Source organism: Roseomonas sp. FDAARGOS_362 (assembly GCF_002754815.1).
GTDB lineage: Bacteria > Pseudomonadota > Alphaproteobacteria > Acetobacterales > Acetobacteraceae > Roseomonas > Roseomonas mucosa.
In genome coordinates this window covers 562,932-583,795 of record NZ_CP024588.1, presented here as the reverse complement: position 1 = coordinate 583,795, position 20,864 = coordinate 562,932, and the positions used below count along the sequence as shown (strand labels likewise).

The 20,864-nt window shown below is 69.5% G+C and carries 19 protein-coding genes and 3 tRNA genes; 8 read left to right on the top strand and 14 right to left on the bottom strand.

The window, feature by feature from the left end; all coding sequences use genetic code 11:
• Positions 1-203 precede the first annotated feature (203 nt).
• Together CTJ15_RS07500 and CTJ15_RS07495 are read right to left on the bottom strand one after the other, a co-directional pair.
• Positions 204-1,574 carry an IS5 family transposase gene (locus tag CTJ15_RS07500; protein WP_226945876.1) on the bottom strand — a complete coding sequence of 457 codons (1,371 nt, stop codon included), beginning with the start codon at positions 1,572-1,574 and terminating at the stop codon, positions 204-206.
• A 733-nt stretch (positions 1,575-2,307) separates the two neighbouring features.
• Positions 2,308-2,382 (bottom strand) — tRNA-Val (locus CTJ15_RS07495).
• A 92-nt stretch (positions 2,383-2,474) separates the two neighbouring features.
• On the opposite strand from CTJ15_RS07495, the gene CTJ15_RS07490 reads away from it, so the two are divergent.
• Together CTJ15_RS07490 and CTJ15_RS24725 are read left to right on the top strand one after the other, a co-directional pair.
• Positions 2,475-3,350: an N-formylglutamate amidohydrolase gene (locus CTJ15_RS07490; RefSeq protein ID WP_027297141.1), complete on the top strand. Its 876-nt coding sequence runs from the start codon at positions 2,475-2,477 to the stop codon at positions 3,348-3,350.
• Between the two features lie 286 nt (positions 3,351-3,636).
• Positions 3,637-4,374, top strand: a complete 738-nt coding sequence (locus tag CTJ15_RS24725; RefSeq protein WP_226946074.1) for a transglycosylase SLT domain-containing protein — start codon at positions 3,637-3,639, stop codon at positions 4,372-4,374.
• A gap of 174 nt (positions 4,375-4,548) precedes the next feature.
• Here CTJ15_RS24725 and CTJ15_RS07475 read toward each other — a convergent pair whose 3' ends face one another.
• From CTJ15_RS07475 to CTJ15_RS07450, 6 genes are all read right to left on the bottom strand, one after another.
• A complete protein-coding gene (locus tag CTJ15_RS07475) occupies positions 4,549-5,514 on the bottom strand; it encodes a 2-hydroxyacid dehydrogenase (RefSeq protein WP_099781414.1) in 966 nt (321 codons plus the stop codon).
• Positions 5,515-5,588: 74 nt separating this feature from the next.
• Positions 5,589-6,284, bottom strand: coding sequence for a hypothetical protein (locus CTJ15_RS07470; protein ID WP_193009649.1), 696 nt, complete (start codon positions 6,282-6,284; stop codon positions 5,589-5,591).
• Between the two features lie 167 nt (positions 6,285-6,451).
• Positions 6,452-7,012 (bottom strand): type 1 glutamine amidotransferase domain-containing protein, encoded by a 561-nt coding sequence (locus tag CTJ15_RS07460; RefSeq protein ID WP_058390364.1) that lies wholly within the window; start codon positions 7,010-7,012, stop codon positions 6,452-6,454.
• Between the two features lie 146 nt (positions 7,013-7,158).
• Positions 7,159-9,216 (bottom strand): hypothetical protein, encoded by a 2,058-nt coding sequence (locus tag CTJ15_RS07455; protein ID WP_099781411.1) that lies wholly within the window; start codon positions 9,214-9,216, stop codon positions 7,159-7,161.
• 128 nt (positions 9,217-9,344) lie between these two features.
• A complete protein-coding gene (locus CTJ15_RS23910; RefSeq protein ID WP_019460129.1) occupies positions 9,345-9,587 on the bottom strand; it encodes a hypothetical protein in 243 nt (80 codons plus the stop codon).
• A 69-nt stretch (positions 9,588-9,656) separates the two neighbouring features.
• Positions 9,657-10,892 carry a TCR/Tet family MFS transporter gene (locus CTJ15_RS07450; protein ID WP_075821412.1) on the bottom strand — a complete coding sequence of 412 codons (1,236 nt, stop codon included), beginning with the start codon at positions 10,890-10,892 and terminating at the stop codon, positions 9,657-9,659.
• A gap of 522 nt (positions 10,893-11,414) precedes the next feature.
• Here CTJ15_RS07450 and CTJ15_RS07440 point away from each other — a divergent pair.
• Both CTJ15_RS07440 and CTJ15_RS07435 read left to right on the top strand, forming a co-directional pair.
• Complete coding sequence (locus CTJ15_RS07440; protein ID WP_099781410.1) at positions 11,415-13,001, top strand: ABC transporter substrate-binding protein; 1,587 nt, start codon at positions 11,415-11,417, stop codon at positions 12,999-13,001.
• 16 nt (positions 13,002-13,017) lie between these two features.
• Entirely contained in the window at positions 13,018-14,190 is a 1,173-nt protein-coding gene (locus CTJ15_RS07435; protein WP_099781409.1) for a M20 aminoacylase family protein, read from the top strand.
• A 16-nt stretch (positions 14,191-14,206) separates the two neighbouring features.
• Here CTJ15_RS07435 and CTJ15_RS07430 read toward each other — a convergent pair whose 3' ends face one another.
• The 3 genes from CTJ15_RS07430 to CTJ15_RS07420 all read right to left on the bottom strand — a co-directional run bounded on the left by CTJ15_RS07430 (position 14,207) and on the right by CTJ15_RS07420 (position 16,471).
• On the bottom strand, positions 14,207-15,094 hold the full coding sequence (locus CTJ15_RS07430; RefSeq protein ID WP_226946073.1) for a tellurite resistance TerB family protein: 888 nt from the start codon (positions 15,092-15,094) through the stop codon (positions 14,207-14,209).
• Between the two features lie 82 nt (positions 15,095-15,176).
• The gene (locus CTJ15_RS07425; protein WP_099781407.1) at positions 15,177-15,680 is read right to left on the bottom strand and encodes a YaiI/YqxD family protein; all 504 of its coding nucleotides are present in this window, start codon (positions 15,678-15,680) and stop codon (positions 15,177-15,179) included.
• 2 nt (positions 15,681-15,682) lie between these two features.
• Entirely contained in the window at positions 15,683-16,471 is a 789-nt protein-coding gene (locus CTJ15_RS07420; RefSeq protein WP_019460122.1) for an SDR family oxidoreductase, read from the bottom strand.
• Between the two features lie 135 nt (positions 16,472-16,606).
• On the opposite strand from CTJ15_RS07420, the gene CTJ15_RS07415 reads away from it, so the two are divergent.
• Both CTJ15_RS07415 and CTJ15_RS07410 read left to right on the top strand, forming a co-directional pair.
• Positions 16,607-17,572: a D-glycerate dehydrogenase gene (locus CTJ15_RS07415; RefSeq protein WP_019460120.1), complete on the top strand. Its 966-nt coding sequence runs from the start codon at positions 16,607-16,609 to the stop codon at positions 17,570-17,572.
• Between the two features lie 122 nt (positions 17,573-17,694).
• Positions 17,695-17,785 (top strand) — tRNA-Ser (locus CTJ15_RS07410).
• A gap of 152 nt (positions 17,786-17,937) precedes the next feature.
• On the opposite strand, the gene CTJ15_RS07405 is transcribed toward CTJ15_RS07410, so the two are convergent.
• Complete coding sequence (locus CTJ15_RS07405; protein ID WP_099781406.1) at positions 17,938-18,363, bottom strand: helix-turn-helix domain-containing protein; 426 nt, start codon at positions 18,361-18,363, stop codon at positions 17,938-17,940.
• Positions 18,364-18,381: 18 nt separating this feature from the next.
• Between CTJ15_RS07405 and CTJ15_RS07400 the strand changes: the two genes are divergently transcribed.
• Both CTJ15_RS07400 and CTJ15_RS07395 read left to right on the top strand, forming a co-directional pair.
• Positions 18,382-19,671 carry an MFS transporter gene (locus CTJ15_RS07400; RefSeq protein ID WP_226946072.1) on the top strand — a complete coding sequence of 430 codons (1,290 nt, stop codon included), beginning with the start codon at positions 18,382-18,384 and terminating at the stop codon, positions 19,669-19,671.
• A 309-nt stretch (positions 19,672-19,980) separates the two neighbouring features.
• A complete protein-coding gene (locus CTJ15_RS07395) occupies positions 19,981-20,139 on the top strand; it encodes a DUF6726 family protein (RefSeq protein WP_019460118.1) in 159 nt (52 codons plus the stop codon).
• Positions 20,140-20,175: 36 nt separating this feature from the next.
• Here the strand turns inward: CTJ15_RS07395 and CTJ15_RS07390 are convergent, their stop codons facing one another.
• Together CTJ15_RS07390 and CTJ15_RS07385 are read right to left on the bottom strand one after the other, a co-directional pair.
• Positions 20,176-20,466 carry a hypothetical protein gene (locus CTJ15_RS07390; RefSeq protein ID WP_151904030.1) on the bottom strand — a complete coding sequence of 97 codons (291 nt, stop codon included), beginning with the start codon at positions 20,464-20,466 and terminating at the stop codon, positions 20,176-20,178.
• 240 nt (positions 20,467-20,706) lie between these two features.
• Positions 20,707-20,782 (bottom strand) — tRNA-Glu (locus tag CTJ15_RS07385).
• Between the last annotated feature and the right edge of the window lie 82 nt (positions 20,783-20,864).

Genomic DNA, 20,864 nt, shown 5'->3' with positions numbered 1-20,864 from the left:
ATCAGAGATATTAATGATGAGGATGAGCCTATCCAAAACATTCCGAAACTCGTTTTCGAAATGAATAAGGACGGCAACGCTCATTACAGCGCCGATGGGTTGTCAGGTTTCGAGAACGGAAAAATCCCGCTTGATGACCAAGACTATTATAACAAGCTTGAAGAAGTTCTAGCGCGATATGTAGTCGGCCTTGAACAACGTCTTCAGGCTGTCGCCCCTGCGAGCAGGGTGCGGCCTGTCGGGACGCTGGCTTGGCTGATCGGGGTGAGGATTGCCTGTCGGAGGGCGGCGAGGAGAGCGGCCAAAAGGGCCCTGAGGTGGGCGAGGATCTTGCGGATGTTGTGGCCGCAGCCGCAGAGGACGGCGTAGAGAGCATCGCCGAGCGTGCCCTTGAGGGCGCAGCGGGCGAGGCGGCCATCGGTCTTCATGTGGCCGATCTCGGGCTCGATGGCGCTGCGGCGGCGGAGCAGCCGGCGCAGGCGGGGCGTGAGGCCGCGGCTGGTGCCGCTGACGAGCACCCTGGTTGCCGTGACGCCATGGCCGCGGTAGCCGCGATCGACCACGGCGAGGCTGGGACGCTGGCCGGTGAGGGTCTCGACCTGCTGGAGGGCGTCGGCGAGGGTGTGGCCGTCGTAGGGATTGCCGGGCTGGCTGCGCATGCCGACGACGAAGCCACCGGCGAGGGTGGTGGCGATGCTGACCTTCGTGCCGAACTCGTAGCGCACCCGCGCCTTGCCCTTGGCGATGCAGTCCACCTCGGGCTCGTGCAGGGCGTAGAGCTTGCGGGACGACTTCGGTGTCTGGAGCAGCAGGCGGGTGACGAGGGCGATGCGCTGCTCGATGCGCGCCCGCAGTGGCCCGTCAGGGACGGCGCCGAGCTTGCGTTCAACATCGCGCAGGATGCGGCCGGTGTAGCCCTTGAGCGTGCGCAACGCCTTGCGCATGCGGCGGAACTGCCGGGCGTGGGCGTAGCGCCCCACCTGGCCGGCCAGGCGCGGCGCCAGGCGATTGTAGTTCTGGCGCAGGGCGATCCCGGCCTTGTGCGCCAGCGTCACCAGCGAGTGGCGGGCCCGCTCATAGAGGCGGCTGTCGGTCGGATGGGCGATGGCCTTCTCCATCACTGTGGTGTCCACTGCGATCTCGGCCAAGCTGTTCGACGTCACAGCTCCCGAAGCCTGAGCCGCCTCGATCGTCCTGGTCAGCAACCACTCGACACCTTCCTCACCGATGCGACCGCGCCAGCGGCTGAGAGAGGAGGGATGGATGGGCGCACGGTGCTGGAAGAAGGTCTCACCCGTGAAGTGCTGGAAGTACGGGTTCTCCACCCAGCGCGCGAGCACCGCCTCGTCGGAGAGGCCATGGGCGTGCTGGAGGTACATCAGCCCGGCGACCAGACGCGGATGCGTGGCCGGCCGTCCCTCAGCGGCGGGGAAGAAGCCGGCCCATTCCCGCTCGAACCAGGACCAGTCGATCAGCGCCGCCAGCCGCACCAGTTCGTGCCGCCCATCGATCATGTCGACCAGCCGCGGCCGCAGCAGATCGGCCTGTTCCGGCGGGCGCGGGCGGTGCTTCATGCCCACAAGATTCGCAGGGTTTGTCGTCGAAAACAATCGAACCCTGCAAATCCAGGTCGCCGAGCCCGGAAAATCTCACAGCTAGATCAGTGCCTTACGAGTTATTCAAGGCCGACTATGTAAGCGCGGCGGTTCGTTCAACCATCAAATAGCGCCATCCCTCAGGGACAGCCAACGCTCTGTCCCTCATCCCGGTTCTGTAGAACCGGGGATTGAGGGACATAGGTGCGTCCGAAGAAGACAGAGACAGAGACAAAGAGGGACAGGGACAAGAAAATTGGCAGATTTCTGCCGATTTTGCAGGGACAAGGGACAGGGACAGGATGGGACAAAGGCTGTCCCTCAAGCCGAATTTCAGGGCTGATTTCGCGTCTCTCAGGGACAGAGGGACAAGGGCCATCCCAGGGCGCTTGAAGCTTCGGAGAGGCTCGCGCCGTCCCTGCACTCTTCTGCTAAAAAATACGCATGCAAACTATTTGAATGCTGATGATTAGCATTCTACCTATTTTACTGCACTCTTAGGTTGAGGGATTGCAACCCATCCGGGTGGCAACGCCACCCGCTGCCGCCCTAACCTAAGCCCATTTTTCTAAGAGTTGGACGGCTGCCGCGAACTGCTATCGCGCTAACTACCAGTCCGAATTATCGCTAACGATCCCCTCGCTGGCGCTACCTATCTGTTACCTAGAGAGGTAGCTGCTACCTGGGATCAGTCGCTAAGTTATTGAAATCATGGTGGGCGCGACAGGGATTGAACCTGTGACCTTCCCCGTGTCAGGGGGACGCTCTCCCGCTGAGCTACGCGCCCGCTCGCGGTGTGGCGCCCCTGTATCGCGGCCCGATGGGTTTAGCAAGATGCCGCGCGTGACGTTCCGCATCGCGGCATGTAAGAAAGTCAGGATGGATCTGCCGCCGCCTGAGAATGTCGCGCCGCTGACCGAGCCGCCCTTCATTCTCTCGCGGCCCGGGCACCAGGCCATTCCGCTGGTCTTCGCCTCGCCGCATTCGGGGCGGAGCTATCCGGCCGACCTGCTGCGCAGCACGCGGCTGGACCCGCTGACGCTGCGGCGGTCCGAGGACAGCTTCGTGGACCAGATCTTCGCGGCGGCCCCGGATTTCGGCGCGCCGCTCCTCGCCGCCACCTTTCCCCGGGTCTATTGCGACGCGAATCGCGAGCCCTGGGAGCTGGACCCCGGCATGTTCGACGAGCCCCTGCCGGAATGGGTGAACACGGCCTCCCCCCGGGTCGGGGCCGGGCTGGGCACCATCGCCCGCGTCACCGGCACGGGGGAGAACGTCTATGACCGCCGCCTCCGCTTCACCGAGGCGATGGACCGGGTGCAGAACCTGTGGGAGCCCTATCACGGCGCCCTGGCCTCGCTGATCGAGGAGACGCGGCACCGCTTCGGCTTCTGCCTGCTGATCGACTGCCATTCCATGCCCTCCAGCGTTCCCGCCGCGGGGCGCACGGACATGATCCTGGGCGATGCGCATGGCACCGCCTGCTCTCCCCGCGCGACGCGGGCGGTGGAGGATGGGCTGCTGTCGCTGGGCTACCGGGTCCGGCGCAACGATCCCTATGCCGGCGGCTATGTGACCCGCCATTATGGCCGGCCGCGCCAGCACGTGCATGCGCTGCAGATCGAGATCTCGCGCGGCCTGTACATGGATGAGCGGCGGATCACGCCCCTGCCCGCCATGGAGACGCTGCGGCAGCGGATGACGACGCTGCTGCAAAGGCTTTCGGAGACGGACTGGAGCTTCCTGGGCCGCTGATCCCGGCCGGATCGCGCCGGGCAGCGGGCAAAAAGAAAGGCGGTGCCCGAAAGCACCGCCGAGTTTAGGGAGGAAACGTCCAAGAAAGGCAAACAACCCGGGATCACCGTGTTGCTGCAAGACGAAAGCTAGCCTCCCAAACACCTGTTCGCAAGCGTTTTTGCGCGCCGCAGCATGAATTGTGGTCAGACCAGCCTCCCGCGGCGCACAAGGCAGGATCGTTGACCTATTCCGGCCGCCCGGCGGAGCCTGGGAATGCTGGCATGGGCCTCGCTTCTGGATGGCCATGCTCCGCTGCCTGACCCTCCTCCTGATCCTTCTCGCCAGCATAGCGGGCGCCAGGGCCCAGACCTCCGCCCCATCCCCCTCCACCCTCTGCCGGGCCGCGATCGCCGCGGCAGAGCGGGAATACGGCCTTCCGGCGGGGCTCCTGGCCGCCATCGGGCGGGTGGAATCGGGGCGGCGGGACCCGGAGACCGGCGAGCGCGGCCCCTGGCCCTGGACGATGAATGCGGAGGGACGCGGCAAGTTCTTCCGCACCAAGGCGGAAGCGGTTGCCGAGGTGCGGCAGCTTCGGGCCGATGGGATGAGGCTGATCGACGTGGGCTGCATGCAGATCAACCTGCACCACCATCCCAACGCCTTCGCCAGCCTGGAGGAAGCCTTCGACCCGCTGTCCAATGCCCGCTATGCCGCGCGGTTCCTGAAGGATCTGAATGCCACGCGCGGCGACTGGATGCGCTCGGCGGCGAACTACCACAGCAACACGCCGGAACGCGCGGCCGCCTATCTCGCGGCGGTGGAGGCGCAACTGCCGGAGGCGCGGCGCGAGGCGGGGCTGGCCCCGAGCTGGAATCCGGGCTGGAATCCGGCGGGGCGGGCGCCCGGCGGCGCGGCGACGCGCCTCACGATGGGCCAGCCGGTGGGGGGCCAGCCGGTGGGGGGCCACCCGGTGGGGGCCAGCCGGTGGGGCGCGGGCTACCCTTCGGCGGCGTGCCCTATGCCGGGGCGCCGGCGGTGGTGAACCGCATGCCCGTCGCCGGGGCGGCGCTGGGCGGCATAGCAGGCGGGACTCCGGGCGGAACTTCCAGCGGCCGCGGGCTGGCGGCCTACCGCGCCGTCCCGATCCCGCTGGCCACCCGCACGCCTGTGGCGGGCCGGGGCTGAGCCCGCCCAGGCACCGGCACCGGCACCGGCATCAGACCACGAGGTCGAGCGGCGCCACCGGCTCGCCATGCTCGACGCTGGCGATGTTGCGGTACATGCGGGTGACGGTGGCGGCGAAGTTGTCGCGTGCGGCGGCGCCGATATGCGGCGTGACGATCACGTTCTCCATGTGCAGCAGCGGATGGTCCGCCGGCACCGGCTCGGTCTCGAAGACATCGACGCAGGCGGCCTGGATCTCGCCGGCGCGCAGGGCCTCGACCAGATCGGATTCCACCACCACGCCGCCACGGGCGACGTTGACCAGCACGGCGGTCTTCTTCATCGCCCGGAACTGCGGCGCGGCGAAGAGGCCGCGCGTCTGCGGCGTCAGCGCGCAATGCAGCGAGATGACGTCGGATTCCGCGAGCAGCGTCTCGAAGGGCACGTGCTCCACGCCGAGCTCCGCCTCCTCCGCCGGATTGAGCCGGTTCGGCTTGCTGTACAGGACGCGGCAGGAGAAGCCGCGCAGGAGCCGCGCCAGGCTCTTGCCGATATAGCCCAGCCCGACGATGCCGACGGTCTTGCCGCTGAGCATGAAGCAGTGCTGGCCCACGGCCCCCTTGAGCCATTCGCCGCGCTCCAGCCCCTTGTGCCCCGGCAGGATGCCGCGCGCCGTGGCCATCATCATCGCCAGCGCCGTCTCGGCCACCGGCACGGCGTTGCTGCCGGTGGTGCGCATGATGCGGATGCCCAACTCGCGCGCCGTACCGAGGTCGAAGTTGTCGATGCCGACACCCCATTTGTGGACGCCCCGGAGCTGCTTCGCGCCGCGCATCATCGCGCCGGTCACCGGCACGTCGCCGGAGATGGCGTAGTCGGCCTCGGCGATCGCGGCGGCCTGGGTGGCCTCGTCCCGCGCGGTGGTGGTGAAGATCGAGAAGCCGGGCGGCAGGAGCCCGTTCAGCGCCTCCATGCGCTGCGGGCTCAGAGGGTCGAGGAACACGATTCGGGCGACCATCGGCAAGGCTCCTGCTCGGGCGGGGATGCCGGCATTATGCGGCACATCGCCACAGCCGCCAGGGCTCCGCCGGGTCAGCCGCGCCCGGGCCCGTGCAGCGCGCGCACCATCTCTACCGCGAAGCGCGCGATGTTGCGGCGGAGCTCCTCCTCTTCCTTGGGCTTCGGCTCGGTGATCAGGTGCAGCTTCAGCATGCGGCCGGCCACGCCGCTCATGCACAGGGTCTGCTCCTGCGGCTTCTTGCCGGCCATCAGGTCGAAGGCCTCGCAGGAGATCACGGGCGTGCCGCCTCCCACGCCCAGATCGGCATGGCGCTGGGCCAGCAGCCGGACGCCACCCTCGCCGCGCTGCAACTCGGTGCGCAGATAGGCGGCTTCGCTGGCCAGTTCCGCCGCCAGCACGGCGGAGAAGGGCCCGTCCGGCACCGTTTCCGTGGGCTTGCCGTAGAGATAGACGGTGGCGCGGCCGGAAGGCCCCGCATAGCGGGCGATCAGCCCTTCCACTCCTTCCGGACTGGGGGAAGGCTGTTCCACCTCCTTGCGGCGGAAGCCACCCGCCTCGCCCGGCAGCGCGTTCCAGAGCGCGGCCAGGGAAGGCTTGGCAGGCACGGCGGGGGGCCGGGCGGAAGGGTCCGGCGCCCCGGCCGGCGCGGCATCGCCGGGACGGGCCGCGGGCGTATCCGGCGCCGGGGCTGGGGTCGGGGCCGCCAGGGCGAAAGCCGGGACGGACAGGCAGAGAACCCCCGTCAGCACCCGCGACCAGCCAAGCATGGAAACCTCCGTTACCCTTGTCATCGGGCGCGGAGGTCGCATGAGGGGCGGAACAGCACAACCGGCTGTCGGGTGTCGTGCTGTAACAGGTCCTCCCCTGTCCTCGCCCGGGGCACGGTCGCCCTGCGCGCCATTCCGGGCGGCGAGGGCCGTCCGGCCAGCGGGTCTCAGGCCGCCTTGCGCGGCGCTGCCTGTTCCACCGCCCGCACCACGGCATCACAGAAGGCCGGCAGGTCCTTGGGATTGCGGGAGGTGATGAAGTTGCCGTCCACCACGCAGGTCTCGTCCACCCATTCCGCCCCGGCGTTGCGGAGGTCGGTCTTCAGCGAGGGGTAGGAGGTCATCTTCCGTCCCTTCACCGCCCCGGCTTCCACCAGCATCCAGGGGCCGTGGCAGATCGCTGCCACCGGCTTGCCGGAATGCGCGAAGCCCTTCACGAAAGCCACCGCCGACTCATCCTGGCGCAGCTTGTCGGGGTTGGTGGTGCCGCCGGGCAGGACCAGCGCGTCGAACGCCTCGGGCTTCGCTGCCGAAACCTCCAGGTCCACCCTGATCTTCTCGGAGGGCTTCACGTCCTCGTCCATGGCCTGGATCTCGCCGGACTTCAGGGACAGCACCACGACCTCGGCCCCGGCGTCGCGGAGCGCCTTCATCGGCTCCGTCAGCTCCACCCGCTCGACGCCGTCCGTCGCCAGGATGGCCACCTTGCGGTTCTTCGCGTCTGCCATGGGAATACTCCTCGCCATTCCGTTGAACCGGGGGGGTGCGCGGCATGTTGAGCGCCACGCTCCGCCTGGCCGGAAAAACGAACGGCAGGGCCAAGGGTTGTGCCCCCGGCCATGCCCGATCCCCATGTCCGATCCCCAGCCTGGCCTCAGCCGGTGCGGGCCCGCAGCGCCTGGACGCCCTCCTGCCAGGCGGCCCAGGCCGCGTCCGCCGCCTGTCCGGTACGCTCGGCCTCCTGCGAGGCGCGGTTCAGCTGGGCCCGCGCCTGTTCCCGGGCCTGGCCGCTGCGGTCTTCCGCCGCGGCGCGGGCGCGGACCAGGGCGGCATCGGCCAGCCCGGCCTCCCGCGCCGCCGCCTGGAACACGCCCAGCAGGCGGCGCTGTTCCGCCAGGGCCTCCACCAGCCCGGCGAGCTCCGCCCGGCCGCCGGCGGCCTCGGGCAGGTCGGCCAGCACCTCGCGCAGGCGCTCCAGCACCCCCGGCCCGTTCAGCGGTCCGCCGGGCAGGTGCGAGAGGTCGGCGTTCAGGTCCAGGCCGCGCCAGGGCAGCAGCGCGGGGTCGCCGAGGCCGGGGTCCCAGAGCGGGATGGGCTGGTGCCCGGGCTGGCGGAAGGCGAGGCGCAGGGTGGCCGCGTTTCCGTCCAGCACCGTCTCGTGGCGCAGGCTGTCGCCACCCACCGGGGCGGCCTCGAAGACCGGCTCCATTTCCGGCCGCCGCTTCAGGTCGATCAGCATCCGGCCCTTCGCGCCATGCGGGTCGATGGCGAAGGCCACTTCCTCGATCCGGTCGAAGTCACGGATCACCCGGTTGCGCTCGAAGCGGATGCCGGTGGAACGCTCGGTCCGGCTGATGCGGCTGGAGAGCTGCACGTCGCGGTCGCGCCCGAAGGCGATCACCCGGCTTTCCCCCGGCGGCAGGGTGGCGAGCTGGGCGTCGCCGAGGAAGCTGCCCGCCTCCGGACCGGTCGCGCCATAGACCGTGGCCAGCCCGGCCGGCAGGGTGCGGCCGGTGTCGTTGCGCAGGCGCAGCGCCGCCAGCGGGAAGCGGGCACCGGCGTCCTGCACCCACCAGACCCGTTCCGCCGGGATTCCCGCATCCAGGAAGGGGATGTTCGCCGTTTCCCCGCCGCGCAGGCTGAGCGGCTCCGGCAGGGTGAAGGCGATCCGGCCCGGGGCGAGCTCCGCAGTGGCCTCGGCCGCGGGAGGCGCCATGGAGGCGGGCGCCGCGGCCTCGGCGGCATCGGCCCCCATGCGATAGGCCGGGCGCGCGGCCAGGGAGCCGATCGCGGCCCCGGCCGGGGGTGCCGGCGGCGCGGGCGGGGCCGGGCGGGCGCCGGTATCGGGGTCCACCAGCACCGGCGCGGCATGCGCCACGGGGATCTCCGGCCGCTCCACCAGGATGGGGTCGTAGAGGTTCTGGCGATAGGACGCGGCCTCTCCCGAGAGCAGGGTCAGCCGCACCCCCTCCCAGTCGGCGCCGGAAAGGTTCTCCACCACCGCCCAACCCTGCAGCCGGGCCTTCGCGGCATCGCCGGCGGTCCCGGCGGCCGGCGCCTCGATGCGCCAGGAGGGCTTCCAGAGCGGCGCCCCGGCGACATAGCGCAGCGTCACCTCCCGCGCCCGGTCGGCCTGGAGCGCGATCTCGACCTGCCGCTCCTGCCCTGTCCCCGCCGCGGCCAGGGCCTCGGCGGCGCGGCGGATGCGGGCGGCCAGGGCGGTGTCGCGCAGCGTGACCTCCACCCCCTCCCCGACCGTGGCGCCGGCGATGCCCTTCTCCGTCACCAGGGAGACGTGCAGGCCCTTTTCGTCCTCGATCGCCCCGGCGAGGCGGCCGGCGAGCTCGCCCACCGTGACCTCCTGCCCGCGCAGGGCGTTCAGCAGCGCCGCGCGCCCGGCGAAATCCTCAGGCCGCAGCGGCAGGCCGCGCAGCGCCGCCTCCGCCAGGTCGCGCGCCGGCAGGCGGATGCCCAGGACGCGCCCGGCCGGGTCGGAGACGGCGAGGCTCTTGAGCAGGTCGTCGACGGAATCGACCGGGACGCGGAAGGAAACCCCCTCCCCGGCCTCCAGCCGCCCGGTGCGCTCGTATTGCGCGATCCCGGCGGAGGACAGCGTCACGGCGCGGACCGGCAGTTCCGCCGCCCCGGCACGCCCCGCCGCCGCCAGGGCGAGCAGCGAGCAGGACAGGAGCAGCGGCAGTTTCCGTGGCATGGGCGGCCTTCCTCGAAAGTCACTTTCGGGGAGGCTTAGACGTCATCCCCCGGGCCGCACAGACTTGAAGAATGGCGCCGCGCTTCCCTGGCACAGACTTGAAGGACGGCGCCGCGCCTTTCGCCGTGTCAGAGATGCGGGCCGGGGCGCGACGGCAGGTGCAGCAGGCGGGCCGCCAGGTCCGCGAAGCGCGAATCCCGGGCCGAGGCCTCCTTCAGGCGGGCCAGCAGCAGGTTGCGGAAGGCCGGCTCGAAGCGGGCCGAGACCTCGGCCAGCCGTGCCCGCATGAAGCGGGCGCGCAGCATCGCCTGGTCTTCCAGCAGCCGGGACCGGGCGGCGGCGGCCGGCGGAAGTTTAGCTGGGCTCCTCATGGCGCTTTCCTGCCGGGCGGCGCGGCCGGGGGCAAGGGGGGCTGCCAACTCCCGGCCCCCGTCCGAGCCTCAGGGCGCCGCGAGGGCAGGGCGCCGGCCGAGCCGCCAGCCGAGCAGCGCCGCCGCCAGCAGCAGCAGGGCGGCGATCAGGAAGGACAGGCCGGGCCAGGGCAGTGCCGAGCCTTCTTCCACCGTGGCGGCGTAGATGCCCCCGAAGAAGAGCGGCGCCACGATCCCGGCGATGCTGACCACGCTCATCACCGCGCCCTGGAGCTGCCCCTGCTGCGACTCCAAGACCTGCCGGGTCATCAGCGATTGCAGGGTCGGCATGGCCAGGGCCCAGAAGGCGTTGGGCAGCAGGGTCAGGGCGAAGAGCGTGCCCGTGGGGGCGAGCCCCATGCCCGCCACGCCCACCGTGCCGCAGAACAGGCCGATCACCATGGTCCTGTGGTCGCCGAGGCGGCGGACCACCGGCCCCACCACCAGCCCCTGCACCACCATGTCCAGCGCGCCGACCGCGGCCAGCAGCAGCCCGACCTGCCAGGGACCCCAGCCGTAGCGTTCCCCGGCATAGAGCACGAAGACCGCCAGGAAGACGGTGTGCCCGAAATGCAGGAGGAAGGTGACGCAGGCGAGGCCCGTGAGCTCCGCCTTCGAGCGCAGCAGGCGCAGCGCCCCGAAGGGGTTGGCGCGGCGCCAGGAGAAGGCCATGCGCCGCTCCGGCGGCAGGGATTCCGGCAGGACCAGCAGGCCGTAGAGGAAGGCGACGCCGCTCAGGCCCCCCGCCACCCAGAAGGGCATGCGCGGCGAGATGTCGCCCAGCACCCCGCCCAGCAGCGGCCCGGCGACGAAGCCGGCGCTGAAGGCGCTGCCGATCAGGCCATAGGCGCGGGCCCGCCCTTCCGGCGCGGTGACGTCGGCCATGTAGGCATAGACGGTGGTGAAGCTGGCCGAGGTGACCCCCGCGATGAGCCGGCCGAGCGCCAGCCACCAGAGGCTGGGCGCCAGGGCCATCAGCACGTAGTCCGCCGCCAGCCCGGCCGCCGAGACCAGGATGGTGGGCCGCCGCCCGTAGCGGTCGGAGAGCGAGCCGATCAGCGGCGAGGCCAGGAACTGCATCCCCGCCCAGAGCGTGACGAAGAGCCCGTTGACGATCCCGGCCCGGGCATTGGAGCCGGAGAACTCCTCGATCAGCACCGGCAGGACGGGGATGACGATGCCCATCGCCATGATGTCGAGCATGGCGGTGACGAGAATGAAGCCGGTCGCGGCCTTGCGGCGCCCGGCGGAGAGAGTGACCTGCATGGCATGTCCTGTGCGGCCGCCGTCGCCTGGCGCGTCATGGGGCGCGGCGTGGCGGCGGCCTGTGCGGAGATGGTCGGGACCGGCCCTGCCCATGCCGGATTCGGCGCGGGCGGGGATGGCGGGGATCGGTCAGGCGAAGGGCCTGATCCGGCGGGAGGGCGTCATGGGGGATTGCCGGGAAGGGTTCATGCGGGGCGGCGATGCCGTCATCGGACCGGCTACGATGGACGTGGCCGGGGGGAGCTGCCGAAGCGCTCCGATCAGCGGGTTTCCGCGATCTCCGACATGATTCCGTTCCTCCTGGAGCCGCGGCGGAACCGTCGCGGCGGGACGATGCCTAGGACGGCGAGGGAAAGCCGTCAACGGAAAGATCGGTGGCATGGGGCGGGCGCCGGCCCGGCATCCGCGGGCCGCCTCCCCTTGCCCCTTCCTTCCGGGGCGTGTTTCCTGTGCCGCAGAAGCGCCGAGGCGCCGCGCCAGTCCCGGGCTCGATCCCTTGCTTACGGTGGAGCTTCCCGAACCATGTACCGACGCACCCTGCTGGCCGGGGCCGCGGCCGCCGCCGTCATGCCGCGCCCGTCGCTGGCGCAATCCGCCGGCTCCCGTGTCCTGACCTACGTGCCGCAGGCGGATCTGACGGTGATCGATCCGGTGGTGACCACCGCCTATATCACCCGCACGCATGGGCTGATGATCTGGGACCAGCTCTACGGGCTGGACGCGCAGCTCAAGCCGCAGCCGCAGATGGTCGAGGGCCACACCGTCGGGAACGATGGCAAGCTCTGGACCTTCCGCCTGCGCGAGGGGCTGAAGTTCCATGACGGCGAGCCGGTGCGCGGGCGCGACTGCATCGCCTCGATCCGCCGCTGGGCGCAGCGGGATTCGCTGGGCGGCGCGCTGATGGCCCGCACCGAGGAGATGAGCGCGCCCGACGACCGCAGCTTCGTGATCCGCCTCAAGCGCCCCTTCGGCGCGATGCTGGACACGCTGGCCAAGGTCGGCCCGCCCGCGCTGCTGATCATGCCCGAGCGCCTGGCGCAAACGGACCCGGCGGTGCAGATCAAGGAGGTGATCGGCTCCGGCCCCTTCCGCTGGAAGGCCGACGAGCGCGTGGTCGGCGCCCGCGTGGTCTATGAGAAGAACAAGGACTACGTGCCGCGCGGGGACGGCACGGTGGAATGGGGCGCCGGGCCGAAGATCGTGAACTTCGACCGCGTCGAGTGGAACGTGATGCCCGACCCCGGCACCGCCACCGCCGCGCTGCAGAACGGCGAGGTGGACTGGTGGGAGAACCCGCCGAACGACCTGCTGCCGATCCTGGAGGGCAATCGCGGCATCCGGACGGAGGTCGCCACGCCGCTCGGCACGCTGGGCACCGGCTGCTTCAACCATCTCTTCCCGCCCTTCGACAAGGCAGCGGTCCGCCGCGTCGTCCTGCGCGCCATGTCGCAGGAGGATTTCATGACCGCCGCCGCGGGCACCGACACGTCGCTGTGGAAGGCGGGGATCGGCATCTTCACCCCGGGCTCGCCGATGGCCAACGACACCGACCTGTCGGTGATCACCGGCAAGCGGGACATGGCGGCGCTGAAGCGCGAGCTGGCCGAGGCGGGCTACAAGGGCGAGCGCGTGGTGCTGATGGCGCCGAGCGACAACCCCGTCCTCGCCGCGCTGGGCGAGGTCTGCAACGACCTGCTGCGCCGCCTCGGGATGAATGTGGACTATGTCGTTTCCGACTGGGGCACGCTGGTGCAGCGCCGTGCCAGCAAGGATTCCCCCGAGAAGGGCGGCTGGAGCATGTTCAACACCACCTGGGCCGGACTCGACATGGTGAACCCGGCGGTGACGCAGGTGCTCCGCTGCGGCGGCAGCAGGAGCGGCTTCTTCGGCTGGCCGGACATCCCGGAGATCGAGCGGCTGAAGGAGGCCTGGCTCGACGCGCCGGACCTGGAGACCCAGAAGAGGATCGCGGGTGACATCCAGCGCGTGGCCTTCCAGGAGGTGCCGTTCCTGCCCACCGGCCAGTATCTCTACAAGACCGCCTATCGCAGCAATCTCCGCGACGTGCCGAAGGGGCTCTTCGTCTTCTGGGGCATCAAGCGCGCCTGAAACCGGAAAAGACACGATGACCGCGTTCGAGAGAATCAAGGCCTACCAGCCCGAGCTGGAGGCAATTCGCCATGACCTGCACATGCATCCCGAGCTGGGGCTGGAGGAGCACCGCACCGCCGACATCGTGGCGCGGAAGCTGGAGGAATGGGGGATCGAGGTGCATCGCGGCGTCGGCGTGACCGGCGTCGTCGGCGTGCTGCGTTCCGGCAACGGCGCGCAGTCGATCGGCCTGCGCGCCGACATGGACGCGCTGCCGATGCAGGAGATGACGGACCTGCCCTATGCCTCCACCGTGCCGGGGAAGATGCATGCCTGCGGCCATGACGGGCATACCACGATGCTGCTGGGTGCCGCGCGGTATCTGGCCGAGACGCGGAACTTCAACGGCACGGTGAACTTCATCTTCCAGCCGGGCGAGGAAGGCTGCGGCGGCGCGCTGGCGATGCTGGAGGACAAGCTGTTCGAGCGTTTCCCCTGCGACCGCATCTTCGGCATGCACAACCACACCGGCATGGCGGTCGGCACCTTCGCGGTGCGCAACGGCCCGGCCATGGCGGGCGGCGCCTTCTTCGACATCACCATCGGCGGCAAGGGCTCGCATGGCGCGCGGCCGGAGGGCAGCATCGACCCGGTGCTGACCGCCTGCCACATCGCGACCGCGCTGCAGTCCATTGTCTCGCGCAACCTGTCGCCGCGCGAGCAGGCGGTGGTGAGCGTGACCAAGGTGCAGGGGGGCGACGCCTACAACGTCATCCCGCAGACCGCCGCGATCTCCGGCACGGCGCGCTTCTTCTCGCGCGAGGTGGGCCAGCAGATCGAGGAGGCGATGCGCCGGCTGTCCGACGGCATCGCCACAGGCTTCGGCGCCACGGCGAGCGTGGAGTGGCGGCTGATCTTCGCCCCCACGGTCAACACGGCGGAGCATGTGGACAGCGTGATCGCGGCCGCGAAGGACCTGGTCGGCGAGGAGAGGCTGACCGTGGGCAAGCCGCCGGTGATGGGGTCGGAGGACTTCTCCTTCATGCTGGAGAAGGTGCCGGGCGCCTATCTGAACGTGGGCAACGGCGAGGAAGGCTTCTCGCCGCACCATCCGGGCTACAGGTTCGACGACGCCTCGATCCCCTATGGCTCCGCCATGTATGCGCGGCTGGTGGAGATGGGGATGCCGAAGGGCGTGGAGGGCTGAGGCGCGGGCGGGAGGCTCAGCCTTCCGCCGTGCCTTCCGCCTGGCGGTCCAGATGCGCCGCCAGGCCCTCCGGCAGCTTCAGCCGGTGGGCCAGCGCCTCCAGATAGGCGCGTTCCGCCGGCTGGTCCGGGTCCACGGCGAGGCGGGAGGCGAGATAGAGCTCCGCCGCCTGTTCCGGCGTGCTGGCGGAGGCTGCGACCTCCGAGACGCCGGCCGGCGCGGCCAGCGCGTCGAAGACGAAGCCCTTGGCCTCGGCATCCAGCCCGGCCTCATCCACCTTCGCGAAGATCCGGCGCTGTTCCTCCGCGTCGATATGCCCGTCCGCCTTGGCGGCGGCGATCATGGCGCGGATGAGCGCCAGCTCGAAGGGCTGGCCGTCCGAGGCCGGCTTCGCGGCGGGGAGGAAGCGCTGCTCCACCCGCTCGGCCTCCTGCGGCGTGGCCAGCGGCGACTGGTGGGGCGCCTGCCCCTTCTGCCAGTTCTCGTAGGCCCGGCTGGCCAGGGCACCGAGCAACGCGGCGCCGCCATGGGTGAGCGCGCGGTTCAGCCCGCTCTTCTTCTTTCCGCCGCCGACCAGCAGGCCCAGCAGCCCGCCCGCCGCGCCGCTGGCCGCGAGCCCGCCCTTGCCGGACTGGCCCATCGCCTGCCGCGCGGCATCGGCCAGCCCGCCCAGGGAGCCACCGGTGGAGCCGCCGGTGGAGCCGCCGGTGAAGCCACCGGGCAGGTTCAGGCCGGAACCTCCCGCGGAGGTGCCGCCCGGACTGGTCCAGGGCGAATTTCCGCCCTGCCCTGGCGCCGGCTCAGGGCGGCGTGCCGGCGTGGAGCCCCCGGCCATCTGGCGCAGCGCCCCGGCAGCGGCGCCCTGGCCGAGAAAACGGTCGAGGAGGTTCTTGGCGTCGATCATGCGCCCCATGTCGGGACCGGGCGCGGCCGCTGCAAGATGGACGATCCTTCATGTGATCGCCCTGTCCCCGGTGGCGGTGTTTTCAGGCGAAGAAATCCGGCCAGGAGGCCGGTTTCGGCGCCGCGCCGCGCAGGCTGGTCTGGATCTCGGCATCCAGCGCCTGAAGGAAGCGGGAACGCTGCTTCGCGCCGAAGCTCCCGTGTCCTCGCGTTTCCACGCCGATCTCCCGGAGGTGGCGCGAGACCTCCCGCCCCGCCAGGGCCTGGCCGATATTGTCCTCGTTCCAGACGGTGCCGCCGGGCGCCACCGCCCTCGCCCCTGCCTTCAGGCAGCGGGAGGCCAGCGGGATGTCGGCGGTGACGCAGACATCGCCGGGGCGGATATGTTCCGCGATCCAGTCATCGGCGGCATCCGCGCCGGCCTCCACGATCACGCGGCGGATGTCCGGCGATTCGGGCAGCCGCACCCCGCGCGCGCCGTTGGAGACCACATGCGTCACCAGCCCGAGGCGCGCGGCGGTGCGGAAGACCTCGTCGCGCACCGGGCAGGCATCGCCGTCCACGAAGATCTCGGGCCTTTCCGTCATCCTCAGGTGCCCAGCGTCGCGCCGCCATCGAGCCGGACGATGCAGCCGGTGAGATAGGCGGCCTTGTCCGAGGCCAGGAAGGCCGCCATCGGCCCGTACTCGTCCGGCTCGCCCATGCGGCCGGCGGGGATGGTCTTCGCGCGGGCCGCGATCACCTCGTCCAGGCTCTTGCCGCTCTTCTTCGCCGTCGCTTCGGCGGTTTCCGTCGTGCGGGCGGTGCGGAAGGCGCCAGGGGCCAGGATGTTGCAGGTGATCCCCTCCCCCGCCACCTCGGCCGAAAGGGTCTTGCTCCAGCCCGCCAGTGCGGCGCGCAGCGTGTTGGAGATGGCGAGGTTGGCGATCGGCTGCTCGATCCCGATGCTGCCCACCGCGATGATCCGGCCCCAGCGGCGTTCCCGCATCCCAGGCAGGAGGCGGTTGGCGACCTGGATCGGCGAGAGCACGGCCGGGCGGAACCAGGTCTCCAGCATCTCCGGCGTCAGCCCCAGCGCGGTGCCCGGCGGCGGGCCGCCATGGTTCAGGAAGAGGATGTCCACCCCGCCCAGCGCCGCCAGCGCGCCGTCGGCCAGGGCATCCATGTCGGCTGCCTTCGCGACATCGGCGGGGATGCCCACGGCCTTGGGCGCACCCAGGGAGCGCAGCGAATCGCAGGCCTTGTCCAGGCTCGCCTGCTCGCGCCCGGAAATGGCGAGCGCCACGCCCTCCGCCGCCAGGGCCTCCGCCACCGAACGGCCGAGGCCCTTGGAGGCGCCCATCACCAGCGCCCGCTTGCCCCGCAGACCGAGATCCATCGGCTTTTCCCTTCCCGTCAGGTTTCGCCCGGAAGCTGGACCGCCGGCCGGCCCAAGGCAAGCCGCCGCCCGGCCTGGAACAGGGCAGCCGGCGAGTCCATGCTGCGCGCCGGACTTTCCGGGAAGGAACCCGCCATGGCGAAGCCCAGCATCCTGCTCACCCGTCACTACCCTCCTGCCGTGATGGAACGCGCGGCGCGGGACTATGCCTGCGTGACGCGGGCGGAGGATGGCGGGCTGACCGGGGCGGCGCTGTGCCGCCTCGCGGCGGGGGTGGAGGGCATCCTCTGCGCCGCGGGCGACCCGATGGACGGCGCCACCATCGCGGCCCTGCCGGACAGCGTGCGGGTCCTGGCCACCTTCAGCGTCGGCACCGACCATATCGACCTGGAGGCCGCGCGGCGCCGGGGAATCGTGGTGACCAACACCCCCGACGTGCTGAGCGTGGCCACGGCGGAGATCGCCATGCTGCTGGTCCTGATGTGCGCCCGCCGCGCCGGGGAGGCGGAGCGGATGGTGCGGGCGCGGGAATGGGTCGGCTGGTCGCCCACGCAGCTCCTGGGCGTGACGCTGGAGGGCAAGAGGCTCGGCATCCTGGGCATGGGGCGCATCGGCCAGGCGCTGGCCCGGATGGCGCGGGGCTTCGGGATGGAGATCCACTACCGCAACCGCGGCCGCCTCGCCCCGGAGCAGGAGGAGGGTGCGGTCTTCCATGCCACGGACGAGGCCTTCCTGGGCACGGTGGACGTGCTGTCCATGCATATCCCGGGCGGCGCCGCGACGCGGAACTGGCTGGACGCGGGGCGGATCGCGCAGCTCCGCAAGGGCGCCATCGTGGTGAACACGGGCCGGGGCAGCACGGTGGACGACGCCGCGCTCTGCGCCGCCTTGCATTCGGGGCACCTGCGCGCCGCCGGGCTGGATGTCTTCGCCGGCGAGCCGCGGATCTTCGAGGGCTATCATGGCGCGCCCAACGTCACCCTGCTGCCGCATCTGGGCAGCGCCACCGAGGAGACGCGCGACGCCATGGGCTTCCGCTGCCTCGACAACCTCGACGCGTTGCTGCGGCGTGGCGAGGAGCCGCCGCACCGGGTGGCATGAGCGGAGCGGACCGGGAAGGGCGGTGGCGGAGGCGGGCACGCCATTCATGACAGATCCGCGGCATGAATCCGCGGTCCGGGGGCTTGCCCTGCCTTCCGGGCTCGGCTATCCGCCCCGTCATCGGACAGGTGGCCGAGTGGTCGAAGGCGCGCGCCTGGAAAGTGCGTATACGTCAAAAGCGTATCGTGGGTTCGAATCCCACCCTGTCCGCCACCTTGACCGAAATGGCCAATCGTAAGAACGATTTACCACCAATCGCCGCCGATTTCCCTCCAGAACCCGATTCTGGGAGCAGCTTAAGAGCCGGGATGTTGGCGATTCGTAATATTCAGGACCGGATAAGCCTCGTGACCTGTAGCCGGGTCTCATTTCGAGTTTGCCGCCTTCCTGCGCCTTCCCTCCCGTTTGCCCGACACGTCGATGAGCCGACGAAACGTCGGGCACTCCATATGCGAGGGCGCGGGACAATCGGCGACATGGCGAAGCGTGTCGCGCAGCGCGGTCAATTCGCGGATCTGGCGGTCGATCTCCGCAGCCTTCTGGTGAAGCAGGTCGCGTGGCAGTTCCGGCACGCCGTTCTTGCCGAAGATGCCGGCAATCTCGCCGAGCGAAAACCCCGCCGACTTGCCCATCGCGATCAGCTTGAGTTGCAAGAGCACCTCGGGCGGAAACTGGCGACGCAGTCCGTGCCGGGAAACCGAGGAAATCAGCCCGGCTTCCTCGTAGTAGCGCAGCGCTGAAGGCTTGATTCCGCTTTGTGCCGCGACCTCTCCTATATCCAGAAATTTCATGCTTGACCTCAAGCCGACTTGAAGTGGCAGCCTGCTCTCGAAACGAAATTCAGGCAAGAGGGCAAGACGATGGAACAGGCGGAGTCGCGCGCATCGGCGAAGGCACAATCGAGAATCACGATGGCCCTGGCTCTGACGATGCTGCTGGCGTCGCTGGGCACCAGTATCGCCAATATCGCGCTGCCAATGCTGACAGAGGCATTCTCAGCGCCGTTCGCGCAGGTGCAGGGAGTCGTCGTCGCCTATCTTGCAGCCCTGACAGTCTCGGTCGTCGTCGCCGGACGACTCGGCGACAGTTACGGGCTGAAGCCAACGCTCGTCGCGGGTCTAACCATCTTTACCATCGCGTCTCTGTTCTGCGCGGTTGCGCCGAACCTATGGCTGCTGATCGGCGCGCGGACACTACAGGGCATTGGAGCTGCTTTCCTCATGACGCTCGCCATGGCGCTGATGCGCGAGATGGCGAGCCAGGCGCGTATCGGGCGGGCCATGGGGCTGCTCGGCACGGTATCGGCGATGGGAACAGCGCTCGGCCCCTCGCTCGGCGGCCTGCTGATCCCGGTAACGGGTTGGCGCGGCATCTTCTGGGTACAGATGCCACTAGCGGTTCTTGCACTGGTCTTCGCTGTCGCGACGCTGCCGGATGATCCCGGCAAGGGAAAGGCGCCGTCGCCAAGCCTGTTGTCGGTGATGAACCGGAGCCTTGCGCCCAATCTTCTCGTCAATATCCTGGTCGCCGCCGTCATCATGACGACGCTGGTGGTCGGCCCCTTCTATCTCACCCTTAATCTCGGTCTGGAGGCCATGTATGTGGGTCTCGTGATGGCGGTCGGCCCGGCGGTCGCCATTTTCAGCGGGGTTCCTTCCGGATGGCTCGTCGATTCCTGGGGAAGCCATCGTGTGCTCGCCGCCGGGCTCATCCTGCTGGCGGCCGGGGCGTTCCTTCTGGCTTTTGTACCGAACATGATGGGCGTCGTCGGCTATCTGCTATCCATCATCGTGCTGACGCCGGGCTACCAGCTCTTTCAGGCGGCCAACAACACAGCCGCATTGGCCGATGTGCCGAAGGAGCGGCGCGGCACGGTTTCCGGCGCTCTGAACCTGTCGCGTAATATCGGGCTGATCGCGGGCGCATGGCTCATGGGCACCGTCTTTGCCTTTGGCGTCGGAACCGGGGAGTTCACCAATGCGACGGCCTCGGCTATTGCCGCAGGGATGCGGCTTACCTTTCTTCTGGCCGGCGGCATGATGCTTGTCGCGATCTGGATAGTGTTTGGGTCATACAGACCCGCCAAACCCCCGCTTTGACCGCCATTCCCACGCAATCGGCACCCAAAATCCGCCGATTACCGCATGGCTTCAATAATGTTCCTTGGGATCATAGGCTTATAATGATTTCGTAGTGCTCATCTTCGTCGGGCGCTGTCCGCCAGAAGACCTTATTTCTGACGCAGCATCGGAGCGGCTTCGTTCGGCTCACCGTAGCGGATGCCGCGAACCATGCCGCGCCGGCGCCGATCCGGCGGCGCTGAAACAGCCCCCTTCACCAACGCTTTCCGACAGGCCGCGTTCTTCCCTGCGGCAGCGACCCGGGATGGACGGATAGGGAGGACGACCATGCGGTTGATCTTGTGCCTTGCGGCGCTTCTCATGCTGAGCGGCTGTGGACTGGTGGCCCTGCCCTTCCGCGCCACGGGCGATGTGGTGCAGGTGGTGCCTGTCGTCGGGGGGCCTGTCGGCAAGCCGATCCATGCGGTGGGCGACGCGATCGACTGAGGACACGTGCCGCGGGATGGTGGTCACGGCCCGCCCCTATATCCGGTCGAGCCATTCATCCACGGCCGCCTTGGCGGCGCCGGGCGTCGGGAATCGCGCGCCATCCTGCGGATGGCCTGCCATGCGAAGAAAGTTCTGATCCGGAAACCGCTGTCCCGTCGTCTCGATGAGGGCGCCACGGTATTCCCAGGTCGGGCCGCCCCTGAGGCCTTGGAAGGTCAGAAGACGGGCTTCACCCATCCCTTTGTCGCCCGATGCCATACACTCACGCTGCGACTGTGGAAGAACCTGTTCCGTCTTGGCGCAAGCGGCCGTGCCCGGCGTCATCCATTCGGATGAGGCTTTGACGACCCGGGGCGATAGGTGAGGCAAAGCCAGGCCTGTTCCAGCCGCCCGGGAGATTATCCTTCCGGTGACGACAGCGGCCGGTCTGAATCCAACCGCGACGTTCTGGCCACAGAACTGGAAAGACCAGAAGTGACGGGCGAAACGCGCTCTGGCTTCTATGGGAGGATTTTGGGGTGGTTCGTTCAGGTGAGGCTCAGACCGGCAGGAAACCTGCCGGAATGGCGTCCCCTAGGGGATTCGAACCCCTGTTGCCGCCGTGAGAGGGCGGTGTCCTAGGCCTCTAGACGAAGGGGACGTGGCCATCGGTGAGGTGGCTTCTATCGGAGCCTCTGCCGGGGATCAAGCCATCTCGGGCCGCTTATTTGCATCCCTGCCTC